Below are 19,514 nucleotides of genomic sequence, written 5' to 3'. Positions count from 1 at the left end.
GAAGTGCGGCCGGGTCAGTCGCTGGCGACGAAGTCGTATTCCTGGAAGTCGCGCACCTCGTGCTGCCAGCGGCTCTCGACGAACGCGACGTGGTCGGGGTGCTCGTTGTACGCGTCGTAGGCGGCCTGGTCGTCGAAGAGCATCGTGAACTGCCAGCGCAGGTCGCTCTTGTCGCTGACCTGACGGTTGATGCGGAACTGCTGCACGCCGGGAACCGCCGACAGCGACCGTTGGGCGTCCGTCAGGAACGTCTTCTCCTCCGAGGAGGCCTCGGCGTGGTGCAGCGCGAACACGACGGTGTGCTGAATGGTCATGGCGACCAAGGCTAACCCCGCCCGGTCAGTCGGCGGCGATCTGTCGGCGCACCTCGTCGATCGTCGCGAGCACCGAGACGACCTCGTCGTGAGGGTGCAGCGGCGATTCGACGAGCCCTTCACCGACGAACGAGGCGAAGGCCGTGGCCTGATAGCCGAGGCCGTCGTGGACGGTGGGGAGCGCGTCGTCGTGCCACATCTCCGCGTCGGCACCGTGCAGCTGCAGCCGCAGACCGGTGGGGCCATAGAACGGTGCGAGGACGTCGAGCCGCCCCCGTGAGCCGAACACGGTCGCTTCGACGGGGGTGACCGCGCCGAAGGTGGTCGTGAGCGCGGCCTGCGCCCCGGCATCCGTCTTCAGGGCGATCGTCGCGCTGTCGTCGACACCGGTGGGAGCGAGGGTGCCGACGGCGCGGATCGTGCTCGGCGGCCCGATGATGGACGACGCGAACGCGACGATGTAGACGCCGAGGTCGAGCATGGCACCGCCGCCGAGGGCGGGATCGAACATGCGGCCGGTGGGGTCGAACGGGACGAGCGAGCCGAAGTCGGCGCGGACGAGGTCGATCTTGCCGAGGGTGCCGGCGGCGAGCACCTGCCGGATGACGTCAGCCTGCGGCAGGTAGCGCGTCCACATCGCCTCGGCGACGAGGACCCCGGCGGCGCGCCCCGCGGCCAGGATCTCGGTCGCGTCGGCGGCAGTGAGGGCGATCGGCTTCTCGATGAGGACGTGCTTGCCGGCCGCGATGGCCGCCAGCGCCTGCTCCCGGTGGAGCGGATGCGGGGTGGCGACGTAGACGACGTCGACCTCGGGGTCACCGACCAGGTCCGCGACCGACCGGTGCACGCGGCCGATGCCGTGGGCGTCGGCGAACGCGCGGGTCTTGTCGGCATCCCGCGCCGTGACGGCGACCGCGCGCTGCCCCGTGTGGACGTGGAGGGCGTGCACGAACCGGTCGGCGATGCCGGTGCCGACGACACCCCACCGCAGGGCGGGGACGGCGGCGGGGTCGATCAGGCGGGGTGCGGGGAGGAGAGGCATCCCGCCATCCTGTCGGAACCCGGCGTCAGGCGTCGAGCAGTCCACGGGGTTGCACTCCGCTACGAGCCCGTCAAGGGCGCTGCGCGTCCCTTCGGGAGAGCCCCGCGGGCTCCCCTTGACCGCCTCTCCACTCCGTGCAAGGCGGCAAGTGTTCCAACGAAAGCCGGCAGCTCGGCGTACCGCCGAACTCCCTACTTTCATCGGACACACAACAAGGAGAACGCAATGCAACCTCGCGCGAATCGACTCCTTGCCGTGCGCGTCGCACGACGCATCCTGGCGGTCCTGGACGCTCGCGGGAGGTCACCGGAATGGCTGGCTGAGGTCACGGGGATCGCGGCGCGAAAGCGCGACCGGAGGCTGCACACCACGACGCCTGCCGGCCTGACGGTCGACGAGCTGAATGCGATCGCGATCGCACTCGATGTGCATCCCTCCGAGCTGCTGCGCGACTAAGCGGTGGGCTGCTGGCGACGTGTCGAATGACGCTTCCTGTACGTCTCGCTCAGCCCTATCTCTGCGTTGATGCCGAGATGACGGGCCGCATCCCGCAGGATGCTTCGGTGCGCCTTGTCGTGGCTGGTGTACGTGTACGCCCGTCCGCCCCACACCATCGATATCGCCGCGAAGAACAGCATCATGTCTGCACTGATCGGTGTCCGCGGAACGGGCCTCCGATGCGGAGCGTAGGTGCCATCGGGACTCGGGGCGAAGTACAGGTCAGTGACACCGAGAGAGGCGTGGCTGAACGTCGAGAGAAGCCGGTAATAGACGTAGGCGTCAACGCCTCCTGGTTCTAGATCGAGGCAGATCCCCTTGAAGCTGCGAACGCTGTCGAGGGAACCGATGAACGGCGTCGGGTCTGTGTCGGGTAGATCTTCCGCACCTTCCCGGAACACCGCCGACCGCGCCTGCGCAATGTCGCCCTGCAACGCGCGGCGGTTCCGCGTGTGCTCAGCAAGGAGCGCTTTCACCCCGTGCTCGTCTTTGCTCTGAATGAGCCACACGGCGCTCAGAGCACACTCGTACATCTGCCGAACGAGGGGTGCAGCGGCGGTCACGTGGCCGCCGTCTATCAGGGTGACGACCGCGGCGGCCGTCTTGTGAATATGACGAGCGAAACCGTCGACGATCGCAACCCGCGCGACGTCGGGACCGGTGAAGGACCGCCCCCGGCGGGCCGCCGGCTGCCGGTAGGTTCCGCCGTCGGAGTGCAGCTCCCATTGGGTCAGCAGGTGCTCGATCAGCTCTCGGAGCTCGTCGAGATTGAGCGTGGTCACCGTCGACCGCTCGAAGCACCCGCGGCGACGTCATCCTCGGGGCGAGACAGCGCGCGGGCGACTGTCGACTTTCCCACGCTGAGCACTCCGGCGATGTGGTCGAGGCTCGCGTTCTCGGCGCGCATCCGCTTGGCCTGCGCGATCTTCTCCGGCGTCATCTTCGACGGCCGGCCACCGACACGGCCCTGCGACTTCGCGTGAGCAAGACCGCGCATGGTGTTCTCCCGAATGGTGTCGACGCGGAGCTGCGCGAACACGGCCACCATTCCGAACAGGGCGCGGCCCATCGGGGTCGTGGTGTCGATCATCGGCTCCGTGAGGCTCTTGATGTTCACCCCTCGACGGTCCAGGTCATGCAGCGTCTCGATGATGATCCGCTCCGTGCCACCGAGGCGGTCGAGACGACGCACCACAAGCGTGTCGCCCTCGCGGAGGTAGTCGAGGCAGGCAAGCCATTGCGGGCGGTCAGCGATCCGGCTCGACTCGCCGTGGTCGACAAACACGCGGCCCGCGCCGGCCGCGCGCAGCTCAGCCTCCTGAGCTGCGGGGTTCTGCTCCCGCTTGGACACGCGCGCGTAGCCGACAACGTTCGCGTGCTGTTGCACTTGGTCGCTCGTGTTAGTCACGTTCACGTCCCCGCACGTCGTTCCCCTGCCGGCTTCCATGGCGCGTCGTAGGTAAGCGGTTGGCCTTGTTCGCAACCGACGTCGAGGAAGGGCGTCCGATCGCCTTTGCGCTCTTGGGAAAGCTCGCTAGAAGGGCTTCGGCTACCCCACTGTCGCCCATACGAGCCGGAGACGATTTTGGAGCTAAAGGGCTGATCGCCTTCCCAAGCACCGCAGCGAGTCGCTGATTGTTACCGGTGTCCTGCGACTCATACCGGGCCTGCACGAACTCGTCGCGCAGCGGCGAACCTGGGGCGAATTGCGCTGTGTCGATCCGGTAGCCGGCTTGCTCTGAGAGCTGCGAGAAAAACACGAATTGGGTGCGTGTGTTGCCTTCGCGGAAACTGTGAACGACATTCAGCTCCCCCCACGCCTCGGCTAGCTCGTCGACGAACTTGTCTTGCGGCAGCCCCCGCAGGTAGTCCTTCGCAGCGAGTCTCCTGTACTGCGCCTCCGCCGCCTCCGTCAGCACCTCGCCAGCTGGGTAGTAGGCGTGACCTTCCTTCGTCATCCGCTCCCCCACCGGCGCGACGCGTTCCTGGCCGGCCCACTCGTAGACGTCCTGGAACACGTAACCGTGGATCGCCTTCATGTGGTCGTAGTCGAGCTTCCCCTGAATCGGGTTCTCGTGCAGCTCTTGGAGACGGCTGTGCGCCATCGCCTCCTCCAACGTCCGCAGCTTGTCGGGATCGGTTTCGCCGTGCGGCTTGCCGGGTTCGGTGAATTTGTTCCTCAACACAGAAGTACCTGGGATGAAGTAGTCACCCCAGGTACGAAAGGTCGTGCCGCGCGGCATCAGCCCTGGACGTGCCGGCGGATCGCAGCGCGTGCCTCATCCCCCGACAGCTCGTGACGAGCTGCACGCTCGAGAATCGTTCGCAGCGTCGAGTCGGTGACCTCGTGGCCGGCGAGAGCAAGAGCAGCGTCAGCAAAAGCCATACGCTCGTCCGCACCAGCAGCGGTCGAGGTTGCCGGCCGCGGCGTCGCGGCGGTGTGCGTCGTCCTTGCCTTGGTGATCGTGGCCATGATTGCCCCTCTCGTTGCGTGCATCGATTCTATCAGTTTTGGACCAAAAACGGTCCTACGAGGTTTTGGAACATAGAGGGTTTTGGCACACGGTTTCGGCACGGCGTGTCGGCCTCCATGAAGTCACGCGAACCCTCGTGCCGTAATCGATCGTTTTCGGTGGGTGCACATCCTCGTTGCTAACGTGCCCACCATGGTCCTCACCGCAGCCCAGCGAGCAGCTCTGACCCAGATACTCGATACAGCGTCCGATCTTAACCGCTGGCGTCTCAGGGCTCATCGCGTCGAGGAGCCCCAGCGCGGAAGTGAGCTCGGAGTCGACGACCTGTGAGCAGCTTCGCTCGGTGTCGTCCTTCTCGCTTCGCTCGGTGTCGTCAGGCGGCGGGTGGGTTCGCTCCGCCGCGCTGGATCGCTCGGTACACGGTTGAGCGGGCGACACCGAAGAGCTCGGCGATTTCGCTCGTGGTGTGCGTGCCGGCACGGTGCAGCGCGACCAGGTGCTTCTCCTGTGAGACGGAGAGCTTGGGCTTCTTTCCGCGGAGCTTGCCCGCGGCCTTAGCGATCGCCATCCCCTCGCGCGTGCGGGCACGGATGAGGTCGGCTTCGAACTCCGCGACCATCCCGAGGACGTTGAACAGCAGTCGCCCAACGGGATCGGTTGGGTCGTAGACGGAACCTCCGAGGTTCAACGTCACGCCCTTGCGCGTCAGCTCGTCGGCGATATCACGAGCGTCGGGGAGTGATCTTGCGAAGCGATCGAGCTTGGTGACGACCAGGACGTCACCTTTGCGGACCGCGGCAAGCGCTTCGCGGAGCCCCGGGCGTTCACGGTTCGTTCCGGTCATGCCGTGGTCGACGTGCACGTTCTCGGGATCGACGCCGAGCGAGTGGAGGCCGTCCCGCTGCGCGGCGAGGTCCTGCCCAGAGGTTGAGACGCGGGCGTATCCGACAAGCATGCGACGACTGTAGCGTTTAGGGCACCTTCACCGGGCATTTTTGCGGGACAGTCTTACGGGAATCGAAGGCTTAGGTAGTTGCTGGGTTCTGGTCGTTCACCCGGATGGTCCGCACCTGTGCCGGTGGACGACCGGCTATCGGGACAGCGGAAGCGGTGTGCGCGGGGCAGACCCGTCAGGAGCGGTCGAGTTCCTTCGCGAAAAACACGCTCGCGGCTTTGAGGACTTCGTTCGCCTTGCGCAGCTCAGCGTTCTCACGCCGCAGGCGCTTGTTCTCCTCGGCAACATCGGTGGGCACACCGGGACGCTGCCCGCCGTCGACTTCGCGACGGCGATGCCACACCCGCAACGTCTCCGCGCTCATACCAAGAAGCCCAGCGACATGACGCACCGCGGTCATGAGATTCGGATGCGAGGGCTTCGCCTCGTCCAGCATCCGCAACGCCTTCTCCCGCATCTCGGGCGAGTACTTCTGATTCATCAATTCCATCCTTGCTTGAAGAACGGAACGGAACGAAACCCAGAGCGATTCACCTTACCCGGCCAACGACGCACCCTCGACGTCTACACCCTCATCTGCGAAGAGCCGGTTATGCCCCTGACGTCAGCGTCGCGGCCTCGGCGAGGGCGGCGGCGAGATACGGTGCTGAAGCGCTGTTTCTCGACGCGGCGACCTCTGCTGGCGTTCCGGACGCGACCACTGTGCCGCCGTTGTCACCGGCTCCCGGCCCGAGATCGATGACGTAGTCGGCGGCGCCGACCACTCGCATGTCGAGTTCCACCATCACGACCGTGTTGCCCGCATCGACGAGAGTCTGAAGGTGGGTAACTAGACGGTCTGCGTCGGCACAGTGCAATCCGGAGGTCGGCTCATCGAGCACGTACAGAGTGTCGCCGCGCTGCGCTCGTTGCAGTTCGGTGGCCAGCTTCACACGCTGCGCCTCCCCACCGGAGAGCTCTGTGGCCGGCTGTCCCAAGCGCAGGTACCCGAGCCCGACATCGACCAGCGAGGTGAGTGAGCGCATCACGTCGTACTCGCCGGCGAAGAAGTCGTGGGCCTCTTCGACGCTCATCGCGAGGATTTCCGCGATGTTGCGCCCTCGCCAGGTGATCTCCAGGGTGCTCGATTGATAGCGGGTGCCATGGCAGTCGGGACACACGGTGTAGACCGAGGGCAGGAAGAGCAGCTCGACCATCACGGAGCCTTCACCCTCACAGGTCGGGCAACGGCCGCCTGCGACATTGAAGGAGAACCGACCGGGCTTGTATCCGCGTGTCCGAGCTTCCGGCGTCTCGGCGAACCGGCGCCGCACATGATCGAAGAGTCCTGTGTAGGTCGCGACGTTGGAGCGGGGCGTGCGGCCGATGGGTTTCTGGTCGATGCTCACCACACGCCGGACGGTCGTGAGATCGCCCTCGACCGACCCTCCGAGTTCATCGGACTCGTCAGTGAGGAGCAGGGCGTCGGCCTCAGCGCTTTCCTCCTCGACGCGAGGGGCGTCTCCTTGCCTGGCGCCGATGAGGGCAGGCAGGACTTGACTGACAAGGCTGGACTTCCCCGACCCTGACACGCCAGTGACAGCAGTGAGCGTTCCGAGCGGTAGCGCCACAGATACGTCCCGCAGGTTGTTGCGGGTGACGTGCTCCAGCTGCAACCAGTCGTGGGCGGCACGGGGCTGGTGCGGTGGAAGGCCGCTGCCCCCGAAGATGTATCCGCGCGTCACCGACTCGTCGACCTCCGCGAGCCCGTCCGTGGGTCCGCTGTAGATCACGCGCCCGCCGCGTTCCCCGGCTCCGGGGCCGATGTCAACCAGCCAGTCCGCGTGCCGCATGACGTCGACGGAATGCTCCACGACGAAGAGGCTGTTGCCGCGCTGCTTCAGCCCGTCGAGGATACCCAGCAGCGCGGTGACGTCGTGCGGATGGAGACCGGCTGACGGTTCGTCGAGGACGTAGACAACACCGAACAGTTCCGACGTGAGCTGCGTGGCGAGTCGAAGTCGTTGTAGCTCCCCTCCGGACAGTGTCGGCGTAGTGCGACCTAGCGAGAGGTAACCGAGTCCGAGATCGATGATGGGGCGCAGGCGGTCCAGCAATTCTGCGCCCAGGCGGGCTGCCGCGGCGCGCTTCTCGACAGACTGATTCGGTGTGCGACGGACATCCGGCGCAGCGGAGTGAGCGGAGCCGCCAGCAGCAACGCGCTGCTCGACGGCTTCACGTTTAGTCGCGACGTCTACCACGGCGGCGGAGGTCTCGCTCTCGCGGTCAGACTCGGCGACGACGGACTCGAGGAGCTCAGCCAATTCACGCAGTGGCAAGGCTGAGAAGTCCGCGATATCGAGTCCTTCGAACGTCACCGTCAGTGCTTCGGGTTTGAGCCGCTTCCCATGGCAAACCGGGCAGACCGCCGCGCTCATGAACTGGGCTACGCGGCGCTTCATCGACGCGCTCTTCGTGTTCGCGAAAGTGTCGAGCACGTACCGCCGCGCGCCGACGAAGGTGCCCGAGTAGCTCGGTTCGATTCCTGCTCGGATTGCCCGGCGCGCCTCGGCGAGTGTGAGTCGAGAGTGGACGGGAACGAAGGGGGTCTCGTCGGTATAGAGGATCCAGTCCCGATCCTTCTTCGGCAGATCCTTCCACGGTACGTCGACGTCGTAGCCGAGCGCGACGAGCACGTCCCGCAACTGGTGGCCGTGCCAGGCGGTCGGCCACGATGCGATGGCGCGCTCCCGGATGGTGAGTGAGGGATCGGGCACCATTCGCTCCTCAGTCACCGCGTACACTCTGCCAATGCCGTGGCACTCGGGGCACGCGCCCTGCACGGTGTTCGCGGAGAAGTCCTCGGCGTAGAGCATCGGCTGACCATCTGGGTATTCACCTGCTCGCGAATAGAGCATCCGAACCACACTCGACAGCGTGGTGATGCTGCCTACAGAGGAGCGCGCGCTGCGCCCTCCGCGCTGCTGCTGCAAGGCGACTGCGGGCGGCATCCCGGTGATGGAGTCGACGTCGGGGACACCCGCCTGGTCGATCAGTCGCCGCGCGTACGGGGCAACTGACTCCAAGTAGCGCCGCTGCGACTCCGCGTACAACGTGCCGAAAGCCAAGGAGGACTTCCCGGATCCGGACACGCCCGTGAACACAACCATCGCGTCACGCGGAACCGTGAGATCGACGTCCTTGAGGTTGTGTTCGCGGGCACCACGCACCCGGACATCGGGCTGGACGTGGGTGGACACTGAGGAAAGGTGATCCATTTCAGAACTGTACCAAGCGGGTCTCGTGGTAAGCAGGTTCATCGACCGTGGGAGGCAAGATGATGCGGCTGTTTACCATCGGGTTCACGAAGAAGAAGACGCGCGAGTTCTTCGGTCTGCTCTCCGACAGCGGCGCGACGGCTCTTGTTGACATACGGCTGCGGAACCGTTCGCAGCTCGCAGGATTCCGAAAGCGAGACGACCTCGAGTTCTTCCTCAGTGAGATTTGCGACATGCATTATCGGCAGGAGTTGCTCCTCACCCCGACAGAGCAAGCGCTACGTGACTACCAGCACGGGGCTGTGCCGCGGGAGCAATACGCCGCTGAGTACGTGCGCCTCTTGGAAGGTCGCCAGGTCGAAGCGGTGCTCAGTCCTGCTGACTTCAACGAGGCAGTGCTCCTTTGCTCAGAGGCCTCTCCTGATCGTTGTCATCGGCGTCTCGCCGCGGAGTATCTCGCGTCCGCCTGGGGTGACACAGGGATCGTGCATCTGTTGTAACAGGTGGTGGCGTCGTCCTCACCCGTCGGATGCGGACGGGTTAGGCTCCGGCTTCAGTCTCGTCGGGAGCGAGAGCGAGCACACGGGGCGGCAGCGCGCGACGTAGCCACGGAAGCAGTACGAGCGCCCCCGCAGGCCCCAATACGAGTAGCACCCACGGCAACCAACCCGACAACGCGAAAGCCGACATCAGAAGAGGCGCGGTGAGGCTGGCGACGCTGAATGAGTACTGGAACGCAGCGAGGTAGCGTCCAGCCTGTTCCGGTGGGGCGGCCTCACTCGCGGCCGCGTTCATCCTCGTGCCGAGCACGACCGTGCCGACTCCGAAGATCAGCGCCGATCCGAACAGGGCTACCGCAAGCCACGCTGAAGGAACCGCGTAGACGGCCACCATTGAGGCGATCCACGCCAAGAGCAGCACTGCTCCGAGCCGCACAGCGAATGCCCGAGAACGTGAGCTCGTCAGCGCCACCGCGACTCCTGTGAGGGTGCTCGACAGCATGGCCAGGCCGGCGTTTGCGAGGCTCGGCAACCATGCCGGCGCGCCGAGTTGTTCGACAGCGATCACCGGAAAGGCAACCGGGAAGAACTCCATCACCAGGGTGATGAGAAAGCCCAGAAGGATGAGCCCGAGAAACGGGCGGTTCCGTAGCACTCCTGGTGCGGCGGACGTAGCCTTCACCGAGCGAGATGACGTGTGCGGCGGCATCCGCATCGTGAACACAAGTATGGCTGCCATCGTCGACGTGACGAGTTTGACCGCCAGCAGCCAAGGCAACATGGCGGGGTCCCAGGCCAGCAGCACGGCACCGAGGAGCGCGCCAGCACCGTAGCCAGCCGAACGCACCATCTCAACGCGAGCGAACTGCGCATCGTGAAACCCGTCGCTGGGACGCAATGCTGTCAGGAAGGCGTATAGCGATCCGTAGTGCAGCTGCATCCCGGCGGCGCAGATCGCGCTCCCGGCAATCGCCCCGGGCCAACCGGGTACGAGTAGGTAGACGAGCATCGCGATGGCTCGGAGCAACTGTCCGGTGCCGATCACCCTGCGAGGGCCAACTCGGTCGACCAGCGTCCCGGCGAGGACGGGGAACAGCAGACCGACGCCTGCCCCGATGCCCAATGCGAGGCCCGCATCCGCAACCGAGAATCCGCGAACTTGGATGAGGAAGAGTGCCGCAACGGGGAGGTACATTCCCGCGCCAGCGCTGTCGAGGGCGACGAGCGCCCTGCCATCGGGTGTTCTTGTTCGCTCGGGCAGGTGTACCGACGCGCCCCGCGACGCTTGACGACTCAGGAGCGCACTTCCTGGGTTCGTGTGCCTCGGCGGCTGGCTTCGAGGGCTGAGGTGAGCGTTCGAGCGTCGTAGCTACCCAGCAACCGTCGGCCGTCTACGAAGAACGTCGGGGTGGCGTGCGCCCCGCTTGCATCGGCGCTTTCGAGATCCCGCTCCACACGGGCACGTACGGCGGCACTATCGAGGTCAGCCGTGAACTGGGCGACATCCAGGCCCAGCTCTTCGGCGTAGCGGATCAGATCTTCGCGCTCGAGCGCATCTTGCCGCGTGAAGACGAAGTCCAGCCACGGCCAGAACATCCCCTGATTCGATGCCGCCTCCGACGCTCGTGCGGCTATGGGGCCGTGAGGGTGATGTGGCAGCTGGCGAACGACATACCGGAGATCGTCCCCGAACCGGCTGCGAAGGTCCTCCCAGGAACCCGTTGCGTGCGCGCAATAGGGGCATTCGAAGTCGATGTACTCGACGAGCGTGAGCTGAGCGTCCTCTGGTCCACGGATGTGGTCGACTTCAGGATCCACGGGCGGTGTGAGCACCATCGGCAGATCTGCCGTCTCCTCTCCCCAGCGTTTCGCAGCAACCCGGAAAATCAGCCAACCAAGCGCGGTAGCGAGCACCATCGCGACCAACACGCCGACGGTCGCTTGCCGACCCAGGTCGGACGTCGAGCCGAACGCGAGGCCGATCACCAGGAGCGACACGGTGAACCCGATTCCCGAAAGCGCCGCGCCGCCAAACACGCTGCCCATCCCGACACCCTCGGGTAGCCGACCGGCTCCAAGCTTCACAGCGACGAAGGTGGCGAGACCGATGCCGAGAAGTTTGCCGAGCACGAGACCCACGATGACTCCCCACGTCACGGAGGACTGGAAGGAATCGACGAGCACGCCGCCGCGCAGGTCGACGCCAGCGTTCGCGAGCGCGAAGATCGGGACGATGACGAGCGCGGTCGGCATGCGCAAAACCTCGTGCATGCGTTCATTTACCGAGATACCTCCCGCCAAGCCTCGATCGACTGCGCGGGCCGATGCCGCGCTCGGCGACTGCCAGAAGTCGCGGAACAGCTGACGAGCCGCGACCACCTTGTGCCGACGCGTCGGGTAGGCGGGGATAAGGAGCCCTGCGACCATGCCCGCGAGGGAGGCGTGGACTCCGGAATCAACGGTCGCGAACCAGAGCACAACGACAATCAGCACGTACGGTGTGGCGCTCCATTGCCGCGAACGACCCAGAAGCCACAACCCGGCGAGGCAGGCAACTGCGATCAGCAGCGGAACGAGCCGGATCTCGTCGCTGTAGACAATGCCGATGATGGAGACGGCGAGGAAGTCATCGACGACGGTAAGGGTGAGTAGGAACACCCGCAACTGGCCGGAGAGTTTCGGGCCGACGAGCGCGAGGGCACCCAACAGGAACGCGGTGTCGGTACCGACCACCGCGCCCCATCCACCGAGCCCGTCGCCGCCCGCGGCGGCCACGATCAGGATGTAGAAAACTGCGGGCAGTGCCACGCCAGCGACGCCAGCGATCAACGCGAGACGCGCGCGGCTGGCGTCTCGGAGCGACCCATGCGCGAACTCCTGTCGCACCTCGAGGCCAACGACGAAGAAGAAGACCACCATGAGGCCGTCGTTGATCCAGTGGTGCAGGTTCATGTGCAGTCCGAACCCTCCGACATCGAACCCGATCTCGACATCCCACAGCCCGAAATAGGCCTCGGAGAGTGGCGAGTTCGCCCAGAGCAAGGCGACCGCTGCGACGACGACCAAGAACACAGCCGAACCCGACTCCGTGCGAATCGTTCGCCAACTCGTGCGCCGTTCCATCTGCCCACTCGTCATGCGGGAAGCGTATCGGAACCCAAGGGCAGCGCCCGACGGCGAGACTTGTCGACCGGGCAGCGCGCAAGGCGGAATGGAGACGAAGCGGGTTATGGGGCTCATCGCATTTGAGGGTGTAGCAGTGGTCTGAATCCTCCGGTTTCGAGGAGCGATCGGGAGATGTAGTTGGTGAGGTTGCGGAAGCCGAGGGCGGAGCCGTGGAGGTGCTCGAGGCGGCCGTTGATCGCCTCGGTCGGGCCGTTCGAAGTGCCGGTCCGGTCGAAGCAGGCGAGCCCCTCGTAGTCACACTAGGGCCCGGTGCGGGCGACGCCAGCGGGACCATGGTTGCAGCTGGCACGCCCGAGCACGTCGCGGACAAGGGCGTCGGCGCTTCCGCGAGATACCTCGCCGCGGCATTGGAGGAAGCCACAGGCGTGACCCCATCGTGACGGCAGAACCATCGCACGGGTACTCGCCGCACCGTCGCCGGTACCTCACCCGTGGACTATGCCAACAAGGGTGAGGTACCGGCGACGCTCGACGAGATCATGGTCTCAGGCGGGGATTTTGGAGCCCCGGACGTCCAACTTTTCGATCGTGGGCTCGCTGAACAGTTTGCCGGCCAGAATCGCGGGTCACCCCCCCGATTGGGAGACACGCCCTAGCTCTGGGCCTCGCCGAGGCGCGCTTCGGGCGTGAGCTCGGCGCGGAGACCGCCGCCGGTCGCAGCCCGGGCAAGAGCGCGACCCAGCACAGGTGCCTGCTTGAACAAATTGTGACCGGCCACAAAAAGGACAGAGCCTGCCTCCCACACGGCCACGCCGTCCTCACTCCACGGGAGGTCGGTCACCCAGCAGTGAAGGAAGTCGCGCGGCTCTGGGTGGAGACCGGGCAGCGCCCGTGTCACGTATTCGCGTGCGCGTTCGTCCAGCGATCGAATCGCCGCCGGGTCGATGAAAGTTCCGTCGTCGCGGACGCCGACGGTGTCGCTGAGTCCGACCGAATAGCTGCTGTTGCCCGGTAGCGGCGTCGCGTAGACGCCGACTTCGCCGAAGACGCCGCTACTGTCCTGCAGGCACGCGACTCGTGCCGGAGCGGCGGCTTTCACGTCGAAGGTCAGCCGGACGTGTGCGGCAAGGCGAACCGGCAGCGACAGGCCGACGCTGCGTGCCAGACGGGCAGTTTCGCGGCCGGCGCACACGACCACCTTGGAGTAGACAGCCCGGTCGGTGACGCTGCGCACCTCGACCGTCCCGTCGGCGCGGGGATCGATGGAGATGACCTCACCGGTGGTGACCGCATCTGCCAGGGCACCCGTGAGTGCCGTGATCGCGGCTCGGGTGCGGATCGCTCCGCCCGACTCGTCGAGCACCGCTGGCCCCGAATACCCAGCGAGCAGCGGCATCCGCTGGGCGACCTCGGCCGCGTCGATCTCGTGCGCTTCCACGCCGCCGACCTGGTCGAGCACCCGCAGCCGCGCCAGGGCGCTGTCTCCGATCGCCAGGACACCGTCCGATGAGACCAGCTCGACATCGAAATGTTCGGCCCACTCATCCCACACCCCACGGCTTTCGCGCGCGAAAGCGACGAGTCGCGGGTCATCGTGCGCATGCCGAAAGATCCGCGACTCGCCTGCGGACTGACCCATCCCAGGCAGACCAGCCTCATACAAGCGCACCGGCACGCCCTGCTCCCGCAGCGCGTACGCCGTCGACAGACCGACGATCCCACCCCCGATCACTGCTACCTCGGGTGCACGCATCGTGGCAACGCCGTCGTCAGTTCCTGTCATCGCGGTTCCCCGATCTGTTGGCGATTAGCGATAGGGCGCAAAAGAAGGGCCGCTGCCACGACGTCAGCGGGCTGTGTAAGCCCGAAGTCACCGCGCGCAGCGACCCCTCCTTTCTGGGACAGTACTCCCGGTCTGTGGTGTCAGGCGGGGAGTTTGGAGCCCAGGACGTCCAACTTCTCGATCGTCGGCTCGCTGAACAGTTTGCCGGTCTGCTCGCCGAGAGCGGTCGCAACCGCGCCAGACAGGTGCGCGTCGCGGCCGGCGCCATCGGGGAACACGTCGAAGATCCCGAAGGAGGACGGGCCGAGACGGATCGCGAACCACGCGATGGTGGCCGGCTCCTCCTCGACGAGTCCTCGCCCGATGCCGAGGAATTCCGCGACCTCGTCTTCCTTGCCGGGCAGGGCCTCCAGCCTGACAAGCAGTCCCTTCGTCACGCTCATGACGTCACCTCTCCCTGAGTTGAATTGCTCGCAAATTTCGCCACGATCGTGTCGCAGAACGCAGGCAGGTCATCGGGCGAGCGGCTGGTGATCAGGTTCCCGTCCACCACAACGTCCTGGTCGACGACGTCAGCACCGGCGTTGCGCAGGTCTGTGCGGATGCTCGGGAAGGACGTCAAGGTGCGACCTTCGACCACACCCGCCTCGATCAGCGTCCACGGTCCGTGACAGATCGCCGCAACGGGCTTGCCGCTTTCGACGAACTCGCGGACAAAGGAGACCGCGTCGGGGTCAACCCGGAGTTGATCGGGGTTAACCGTGCCGCCCGGGAGAAGCAGGGCGTCATAGTGGGCGACAGAGGCGCCCGCGACCAACCCGTCGACAGTGAACGTGCCTGCTGCATCCAGATCGTTCTCACGGGCCTGAATCTCACCGTCGTGGATCGACAGAACCTCGGTCTGTGCACCAGCCTGCTCCAGCGCCTCGCGGGGCTTCTCGAGCTCGACTCGCTCGACCCCGTCGGCGGCGAGGATGGCGACTCTCTTGCCCTGCAGCGTCTCGGCCATATCAGTTCGCCTTCTTCTCGGTCGACATCCCGGGCTTGATGAGGACCTTCGTCCAACCCTTGGACCGGGCGTCGAAGTTCTTGTAGGCATCGGCAGCCTGGTCCAGCGAGATCTCGTGGGAGACGATCCACGAAGGGGTCGCCTTGCCGGCGGCGATCAAGTCCCGCAGCTGGCGGTTGTACCGCTTGACCGGGGCCTGACCGCTCCCCATGGTCTGACCCTTGAACCAATGCGTTCCGAAGTCGATGGCCGCCTTTCCCTGCTTGGCGAGGTCATCCTTGCCTCCGGGGTCCTGGGGGACGAACACGCCGACGGTGCCGATTCCTCCGGTGAAACGCACCGCGTTGATGAGCATGTTCAGGGTAGCGGCCGTGTCCTCGTTGCCTTGAGGATCGTGGGCCTGGTAACCCACGCATTCACAACCCCGGTCAGCTCCCAGCCCCATCGTCTCGTCGAGCACGGCTTGCACGGGATCGACCTTGGAGTCATCGATGGCGATCGCGCCGATCTGCTCGGCCAACGCGAGCCGGTCGGGGTGACGATCGACCACCATCACCTTCGCGGCGCCCTTGATCATCGCGGACAGGGCGGCCATCAGCCCGACCGGACCCGCCCCGGCGATGACAACACTGTCGCCGGGTATCACGCCGGCCATCTCGGTGGCGTGATAGCCGGTGGGGAAGATGTCGGAGAGCATGACGTAGTCGTTCTCCTTCTCCTCCGCATCCTCGCCCAAGCGCAGCGCGTTGTGGTCACCGAAAGGCACACGGAGCAGTTCCGCCTGGCCACCACCGTAGGGACCCATGTCGGCGAACCCGTAGGCCGCACCGGCGAATGATGGGTCGGGCTGGGTGGTGAGGCAGTAGTTGGTCAGGCCGCGTTCGCAGTTCTTACAGAACCCGCACGAGATGTTGAACGGGAGCACAACCCGGTCTCCGACCCTGACCTTCTCCACACCACTACCGACCTCGATGACCTCCCCCATGTTCTCGTGGCCGAACGTCCGGCCTACCTCGAAGGACGTCCGCCCCTCGTACATGTGAAGATCCGAGCCGCAGATGTTCGTTGTCGTCACCCTGACCAGCACATCGGAGGGTCGCTCGATCTTCGCGTCCGGGACATCCTTCGTGCTGACCTGACGGGGTCCCTCGTACACTACTGCTTTCATGTCTACTCCGATCAAATGGTGTTGCTCGAGAACCTACTGGCCTCGATAGCCTGCTGGTAGGGCATTGACAACGCCAGCCCTTCGCGAGACATTGAACGCCCGCCGAAACCACCTTCTGATGTGCGTTTTCGGCGCGATCCGTGGCCTCTATCGCGAGTGCACCGTAAACGATCGTTTACGGCAGGGGACGCGACCTGCCCACCTGACTCGGAGCGGCCATTCCGCCGGGAGTGGGCATCGGAAAGGTCTGCTCAGGTGGAAAGTAGTTGTATACCTAGGGCGTGTCTGAGAAATAGATCGGCGGCTCGCTGAGAGACTCTGATCGTGTCTCGGCGATCCGCGGCGACAAGGCGTACTCATCCCGCGCGATCCGCGGGCACCTGCGCGCCCGCGGCATCAAGGCCGTGATCCCCGAACCATCCGACTAGTAAGGCCACCGCAAGCGCCGCCGGTCAAGCGGCGGACGACCCGTCGGGTTCGATGCCGCCGACTACAAGGGCCGCAACGTCATCGAGCGCCACTACTGCCACCTCAAGCAATGGCGTGGACTCGCCACCCACAACGACAAGCATGCGATCGTCTATCGCGCCGCAGTGATCCTCAACGCCGTCATCGCCTGGACCCGGCAATTGTCAGACACGCCCTAGGTCGTCAGACGATGGCTGCACGGAGTTCCGCGGCGGCAGCACCGACATCGGGAGCGCCGTAGATCGCGCCTCCTGCCACAGCCACCTGCGCACCAGATTCCTGCACCGAAGCGATCGTCGAGCTATTGATGCCGCCTGCGACTGAGAACGGCACGCCAGAAGCTTTGCCGTCCTCGAGCAGGGTGGCAAAGGTGAAGCCCTCTTCGGCCTGCTCGTCGAGGCCCGCGTGCATCTCGACGAACTCTGCTCCAAGTGCTACGACCTCTTTCGCACGCTTCGCCTTGTCGCTCACGCCGATGAGATCGACGACAACGCCCTTACCGTGCTTCTTCGCCGCCTTCACAGCACCGGCAATCGTGCTGTCACCGGCGCAGCCGAGGACCGTCACGAGATCGGCACCCGCAGTGAAGGCAATATCAGCCTCGAGCTCGCCGGCATCCATCGTCTTGAGGTCGGCGAAGACGACCTTGTCGGGGTGGGCCTGCTTGATCGCGGTAATCACCGAAAGGCCAGCACTCTTGATAAGCGGGGTACCGAGCTCGAGGATGTCGACGTGCGGCGCGGCAGCAGCAGCGAGTTCGAGGGCGGCCTCGGTGGAGAGGGTGTCCATGGCAAACTGCAGTTTCATTTGGATTCCTTTCGTGCAGTGGTTTGCGTCATTCGAGATTTGCGTGGCGAGGCCAGAGCTCATCAGCGGTCAAGCCGGAGCGGCGCCAGAGTGTGTGGAAAAGCGCGTCGCCGAGAACAACGACCAATTGCTCGAAGAGACTGCCGGCATACTGCTCAGATGCCGCTTCAGAGCGATCAAGCTTGCCGGCAGCCGGCACGACTACCGTGACGGCGGCCAGCGTTGCAAGCGGAGAGTCTGGGACTGTTGTAACAGCCGCCACCCGGGCGCCAGCATCGACGGCAGTCTGTGCCGCGCGCACGATCCCGCCCGTCGTTCCGGAACCGCTGGCAGCGAGGAGCAAGTCACCTGGTTCGATCGCAGGAGCGGTGACCTCCCCGACGACGTGGACGGCCAGGCCAAGATGCATGAGTCGCATCGCGGTCATTCGCAGCGCGAGCCCCGATCGGCCTGCACCCAGCACGAAGACTCGCGGAGCAGCGCCGACGATATCCGCGAGCTCCGCCAATTCCGCCCGGTCGCGAGCGATCAGTCTGTCGGTTGCGAGTTCGAGTTCGCGGGCAATGCGGCTGAGCGAGTTGCCCACACCGATTTCGAGGACATCCATCGCCCTATCCTCACGGCCGTCGGCCGCTTTGGCCCCCCCGCAAAGGAGCAGGGCCACCTACCCGTAGGCATGGGCCTACCTGAGTGGGTAGGTTGTCACCGTGGACCTCACCGAACTGGCGTCGCCCGCGTCACGTCAGCATGTCGCCGACCACGCCCGAATCGTCGCCGAGCATGCTGACCGGCACGCGATCACGCTCGAATCTATACTCGCGCTTCTGCGATCGCCCCGCCTCGATGACCGCGCAGCACGCAACATGGCGATCGAGGCGGCAACGAGCGCCTTGATCGGGCTGCGCGCTGTCACCGATCAGGAACGCAGCAGCATCCTCGAACCCGTCGTCGGTGCGTTCGCCCGACTGCAGAGCGACCTGCTCCCCCTCGTCCGGTTCGGCGATCTCGACGTGCAGTTCGTTGAGCCGCCCGCGACCGGTCGGGCACTCCCAGGGGAGGTCGCGCACGCGGCGCGGGCCATCGTCCGCAGCTCGGTGCTCGCATTCGCGGATCGCAGCGAGGCTCGGCGGGTGCGCATCCAGTGGGACTGCGACGGCCTAAATCTCCTGATCGGCATCCGAGATGACGGGGCCGGCGAACTTTCCGCACACGACGACTCGATCCGGCCAATCGTCGAACGCGTCACAGCCCTCGACGGCGCGATTGCGGTCTCCTCAACACCCGGCTGGGGGTCCTCAGTCGACATCCGGCTCCCCCTCGATCCGCCGGCGGAACCCGAGCCACTTCCGCAATTCTCACAACTCTCCATGCGCGAACGAGATGTGTTACGGCTTCTCGCATCGGGAGCGCGCAACGCCGAAATCGCGGAAGAGCTCCTCATCTCCGTCAACACGGTGAAGTTCCATGTGTCGAACCTTCTCCGGAAGGTCGGCGCGCGCAATCGGGCGCAGCTTATTGCAACGTCGAGATGATTTTCACCAGCGTCACCCGTGATCTAGGGCGTGTCTGACAATTGCCGGGTCCAGGCGATGACGGCGTTGAGGATCACTGCGGCGCGATAGACGATCGGAGCCTGACCCGCTTTTCCGGACACCTGAGTTGAGGCGATGATGGTCTCGGAAGGAGTCCGTGTAATGCCTGCTGCTCACCCGCCGGAGTTTCGGCGCCGTGTCCTTGACCTCGTTGCGCAGGGCAACCCGTCGGCCAGACGGCTCGTGATCTTGGGATCAGCGAGTCGTGTCTGCGGAACTGGATAAACCGGGACGCGATCGACTCCGGCCGCAAGGCCGGCGTCACCACTGACGAGCACAAGGAGTTGGGACTGCTGAAGGTTTAGGGGCTCTTCCCAGATGAGGGTGTAGGTCGGCCGGGCGCGTCGGTCCGCAGATAGACGTCGAGGTCTCCCGACGACGGAGGTTCCTACGCCATCCGTCCGAAAGACCTCGACGTGACCGACGCTACCCCGCCGGCCGGCTTCGGCCGCCCTGACCTGACCGCCTTCGCGTCTCATCCCAGTCGACCCTGATCGAGTCTGCTGACCCCCTCGACGAGA

The 19,514-nt window shown here is 65.4% G+C and carries 20 protein-coding genes and 2 pseudogenes; 4 read left to right on the top strand and 18 right to left on the bottom strand.

The annotated features are described in order from the left end of the window. Positions 1–14: 14 nt before the first annotated feature. Both BKA24_RS06615 and BKA24_RS06610 read right to left on the bottom strand, forming a co-directional pair. Positions 15–314 carry a Dabb family protein gene (locus BKA24_RS06615; protein WP_184216324.1) on the bottom strand — a complete coding sequence of 100 codons (300 nt, stop codon included), beginning with the start codon at positions 312–314 and terminating at the stop codon, positions 15–17. Positions 315–339: 25 nt separating this feature from the next. Then, positions 340–1,356: a Gfo/Idh/MocA family protein gene (locus BKA24_RS06610; protein ID WP_184216322.1), complete on the bottom strand. Its 1,017-nt coding sequence runs from the start codon at positions 1,354–1,356 to the stop codon at positions 340–342. Positions 1,357–1,611: 255 nt separating this feature from the next. Between BKA24_RS06610 and BKA24_RS06605 the strand changes: the two genes are divergently transcribed. Continuing rightward, the gene (locus BKA24_RS06605) at positions 1,612–1,812 is read left to right on the top strand and encodes a helix-turn-helix domain-containing protein (RefSeq protein ID WP_184216320.1); all 201 of its coding nucleotides are present in this window, start codon (positions 1,612–1,614) and stop codon (positions 1,810–1,812) included. Here BKA24_RS06605 and BKA24_RS06600 read toward each other — a convergent pair. From BKA24_RS06600 to BKA24_RS06570, 7 genes are all read right to left on the bottom strand, one after another. Beyond that, complete coding sequence (locus BKA24_RS06600; RefSeq protein WP_184216319.1) at positions 1,809–2,636, bottom strand: DUF6988 family protein; 828 nt, start codon at positions 2,634–2,636, stop codon at positions 1,809–1,811. The two genes, BKA24_RS06605 and BKA24_RS06600, sit on opposite strands and share 4 nt — an antisense overlap. Further along, entirely contained in the window at positions 2,633–3,262 is a 630-nt protein-coding gene (locus BKA24_RS06595; protein WP_343065985.1) for a recombinase family protein, read from the bottom strand. The genes BKA24_RS06600 and BKA24_RS06595 overlap by 4 nt, the downstream gene beginning before the upstream one ends. Continuing rightward, positions 3,255–4,097 (bottom strand): Fic/DOC family protein, encoded by an 843-nt coding sequence (locus tag BKA24_RS06590; RefSeq protein WP_184216318.1) that lies wholly within the window; start codon positions 4,095–4,097, stop codon positions 3,255–3,257. Before BKA24_RS06590 ends, BKA24_RS06595 begins: the two co-directional genes overlap by 8 nt. Further along, positions 4,097–4,327, bottom strand: coding sequence for a hypothetical protein (locus BKA24_RS06585; protein WP_184220912.1), 231 nt, complete (start codon positions 4,325–4,327; stop codon positions 4,097–4,099). Before BKA24_RS06585 ends, BKA24_RS06590 begins: the two co-directional genes overlap by 1 nt. A 374-nt stretch (positions 4,328–4,701) precedes the next feature. Continuing rightward, positions 4,702–5,283 (bottom strand): recombinase family protein, encoded by a 582-nt coding sequence (locus BKA24_RS06580; protein ID WP_184216316.1) that lies wholly within the window; start codon positions 5,281–5,283, stop codon positions 4,702–4,704. Between the two features lie 175 nt (positions 5,284–5,458). Next, on the bottom strand, positions 5,459–5,764 hold the full coding sequence (locus tag BKA24_RS06575) for a transposase (protein WP_036280114.1): 306 nt from the start codon (positions 5,762–5,764) through the stop codon (positions 5,459–5,461). 109 nt (positions 5,765–5,873) lie between these two features. Then, entirely contained in the window at positions 5,874–8,540 is a 2,667-nt protein-coding gene (locus BKA24_RS06570) for an excinuclease ABC subunit UvrA (protein ID WP_184216313.1), read from the bottom strand. 47 nt (positions 8,541–8,587) lie between these two features. On the opposite strand from BKA24_RS06570, the gene BKA24_RS06565 reads away from it, so the two are divergent. Further along, positions 8,588–9,040: a DUF488 domain-containing protein gene (locus BKA24_RS06565; RefSeq protein ID WP_221417289.1), complete on the top strand. Its 453-nt coding sequence runs from the start codon at positions 8,588–8,590 to the stop codon at positions 9,038–9,040. Positions 9,041–9,080: 40 nt separating this feature from the next. Here BKA24_RS06565 and BKA24_RS06560 read toward each other — a convergent pair whose 3' ends face one another. The 7 genes and pseudogenes from BKA24_RS06560 to BKA24_RS06530 all read right to left on the bottom strand — a co-directional run bounded on the left by BKA24_RS06560 (position 9,081) and on the right by BKA24_RS06530 (position 16,126). After that, entirely contained in the window at positions 9,081–10,301 is a 1,221-nt protein-coding gene (locus BKA24_RS06560) for an MFS transporter (protein ID WP_281385780.1), read from the bottom strand. A gap of 32 nt (positions 10,302–10,333) precedes the next feature. Continuing rightward, positions 10,334–12,163: a Na+/H+ antiporter NhaA gene (gene nhaA, locus BKA24_RS06555; protein ID WP_061018826.1), complete on the bottom strand. Its 1,830-nt coding sequence runs from the start codon at positions 12,161–12,163 to the stop codon at positions 10,334–10,336. 113 nt (positions 12,164–12,276) lie between these two features. Further along, positions 12,277–12,450: pseudogene (locus BKA24_RS06550) on the bottom strand (transposase); the annotation flags it as partial. A gap of 368 nt (positions 12,451–12,818) precedes the next feature. After that, positions 12,819–13,949: an NAD(P)/FAD-dependent oxidoreductase gene (locus BKA24_RS06545; protein WP_184216308.1), complete on the bottom strand. Its 1,131-nt coding sequence runs from the start codon at positions 13,947–13,949 to the stop codon at positions 12,819–12,821. Positions 13,950–14,089: 140 nt separating this feature from the next. Next, a complete protein-coding gene (locus BKA24_RS06540) occupies positions 14,090–14,392 on the bottom strand; it encodes a putative quinol monooxygenase (protein WP_184216306.1) in 303 nt (100 codons plus the stop codon). Continuing rightward, positions 14,389–14,958 (bottom strand): type 1 glutamine amidotransferase domain-containing protein, encoded by a 570-nt coding sequence (locus BKA24_RS06535; RefSeq protein ID WP_184216304.1) that lies wholly within the window; start codon positions 14,956–14,958, stop codon positions 14,389–14,391. Before BKA24_RS06535 ends, BKA24_RS06540 begins: the two co-directional genes overlap by 4 nt. Before the next feature lies 1 nt (position 14,959). Beyond that, entirely contained in the window at positions 14,960–16,126 is a 1,167-nt protein-coding gene (locus BKA24_RS06530; RefSeq protein ID WP_184216302.1) for a glutathione-independent formaldehyde dehydrogenase, read from the bottom strand. A 332-nt stretch (positions 16,127–16,458) separates the two neighbouring features. Between BKA24_RS06530 and BKA24_RS06525 the strand changes: the two are divergent. Continuing rightward, positions 16,459–16,773: pseudogene (locus BKA24_RS06525) on the top strand (transposase); the annotation flags it as partial. Between the two features lie 4 nt (positions 16,774–16,777). Here the strand turns inward: BKA24_RS06525 and hxlA are convergent. Together hxlA and hxlB are read right to left on the bottom strand one after the other, a co-directional pair. Beyond that, on the bottom strand, positions 16,778–17,401 hold the full coding sequence (gene hxlA / locus BKA24_RS06520; RefSeq protein ID WP_184220514.1) for a 3-hexulose-6-phosphate synthase: 624 nt from the start codon (positions 17,399–17,401) through the stop codon (positions 16,778–16,780). A 28-nt stretch (positions 17,402–17,429) separates the two neighbouring features. Next, positions 17,430–18,008, bottom strand: a complete 579-nt coding sequence (hxlB, locus tag BKA24_RS06515; RefSeq protein ID WP_184216299.1) for a 6-phospho-3-hexuloisomerase — start codon at positions 18,006–18,008, stop codon at positions 17,430–17,432. 256 nt (positions 18,009–18,264) lie between these two features. Here hxlB and BKA24_RS15580 point away from each other — a divergent pair, with 256 nt between their 5' ends. Further along, the gene (locus BKA24_RS15580; protein WP_246367046.1) at positions 18,265–18,933 is read left to right on the top strand and encodes a helix-turn-helix transcriptional regulator; all 669 of its coding nucleotides are present in this window, start codon (positions 18,265–18,267) and stop codon (positions 18,931–18,933) included. The last annotated feature ends 581 nt before the right edge of the window (positions 18,934–19,514 follow it).

Origin of the sequence: Microbacterium marinum (assembly GCF_014204835.1) — a bacterium.
Classification (GTDB): Bacteria; Actinomycetota; Actinomycetes; order Actinomycetales; family Microbacteriaceae; genus Microbacterium; species Microbacterium marinum.
The sequence above is the reverse complement of the archived record's forward strand: the minus strand, read 5'-3'. Positions and strand labels throughout refer to the sequence as shown.

What these genes read in the sequence shown, in the direction of transcription:
- BKA24_RS06575 (WP_036280114.1), bottom strand. Translation starts at nt 5,764, where the DNA reads ATGAATCAGAAGTACTCGCCCGAGATGCGGGAGAAGGCGTTGCGGATG.
- BKA24_RS06580 (WP_184216316.1), bottom strand. Translation starts at nt 5,283, where the DNA reads ATGCTTGTCGGATACGCCCGCGTCTCAACCTCTGGGCAGGACCTCGCC.
- BKA24_RS06615 (WP_184216324.1), bottom strand. Translation starts at nt 314, where the DNA reads ATGACCATTCAGCACACCGTCGTGTTCGCGCTGCACCACGCCGAGGCC.
- hxlA (WP_184220514.1), bottom strand. Translation starts at nt 17,401, where the DNA reads ATGAAACTGCAGTTTGCCATGGACACCCTCTCCACCGAGGCCGCCCTC.
- nhaA (WP_061018826.1), bottom strand. Translation starts at nt 12,163, where the DNA reads ATGGAACGGCGCACGAGTTGGCGAACGATTCGCACGGAGTCGGGTTCG.
- BKA24_RS06535 (WP_184216304.1), bottom strand. Translation starts at nt 14,958, where the DNA reads ATGGCCGAGACGCTGCAGGGCAAGAGAGTCGCCATCCTCGCCGCCGAC.
- BKA24_RS06585 (WP_184220912.1), bottom strand. Translation starts at nt 4,327, where the DNA reads ATGGCCACGATCACCAAGGCAAGGACGACGCACACCGCCGCGACGCCG.
- hxlB (WP_184216299.1), bottom strand. Translation starts at nt 18,008, where the DNA reads ATGGATGTCCTCGAAATCGGTGTGGGCAACTCGCTCAGCCGCATTGCC.
- BKA24_RS06590 (WP_184216318.1), bottom strand. Translation starts at nt 4,097, where the DNA reads ATGCCGCGCGGCACGACCTTTCGTACCTGGGGTGACTACTTCATCCCA.
- BKA24_RS06540 (WP_184216306.1), bottom strand. Translation starts at nt 14,392, where the DNA reads ATGAGCGTGACGAAGGGACTGCTTGTCAGGCTGGAGGCCCTGCCCGGC.
- BKA24_RS06610 (WP_184216322.1), bottom strand. Translation starts at nt 1,356, where the DNA reads ATGCCTCTCCTCCCCGCACCCCGCCTGATCGACCCCGCCGCCGTCCCC.
- BKA24_RS06530 (WP_184216302.1), bottom strand. Translation starts at nt 16,126, where the DNA reads ATGAAAGCAGTAGTGTACGAGGGACCCCGTCAGGTCAGCACGAAGGAT.
- BKA24_RS06545 (WP_184216308.1), bottom strand. Translation starts at nt 13,949, where the DNA reads ATGACAGGAACTGACGACGGCGTTGCCACGATGCGTGCACCCGAGGTA.
- BKA24_RS06570 (WP_184216313.1), bottom strand. Translation starts at nt 8,540, where the DNA reads ATGGATCACCTTTCCTCAGTGTCCACCCACGTCCAGCCCGATGTCCGG.
- BKA24_RS15580 (WP_246367046.1), top strand. Translation starts at nt 18,265, where the DNA reads ATGGCGATCGAGGCGGCAACGAGCGCCTTGATCGGGCTGCGCGCTGTC.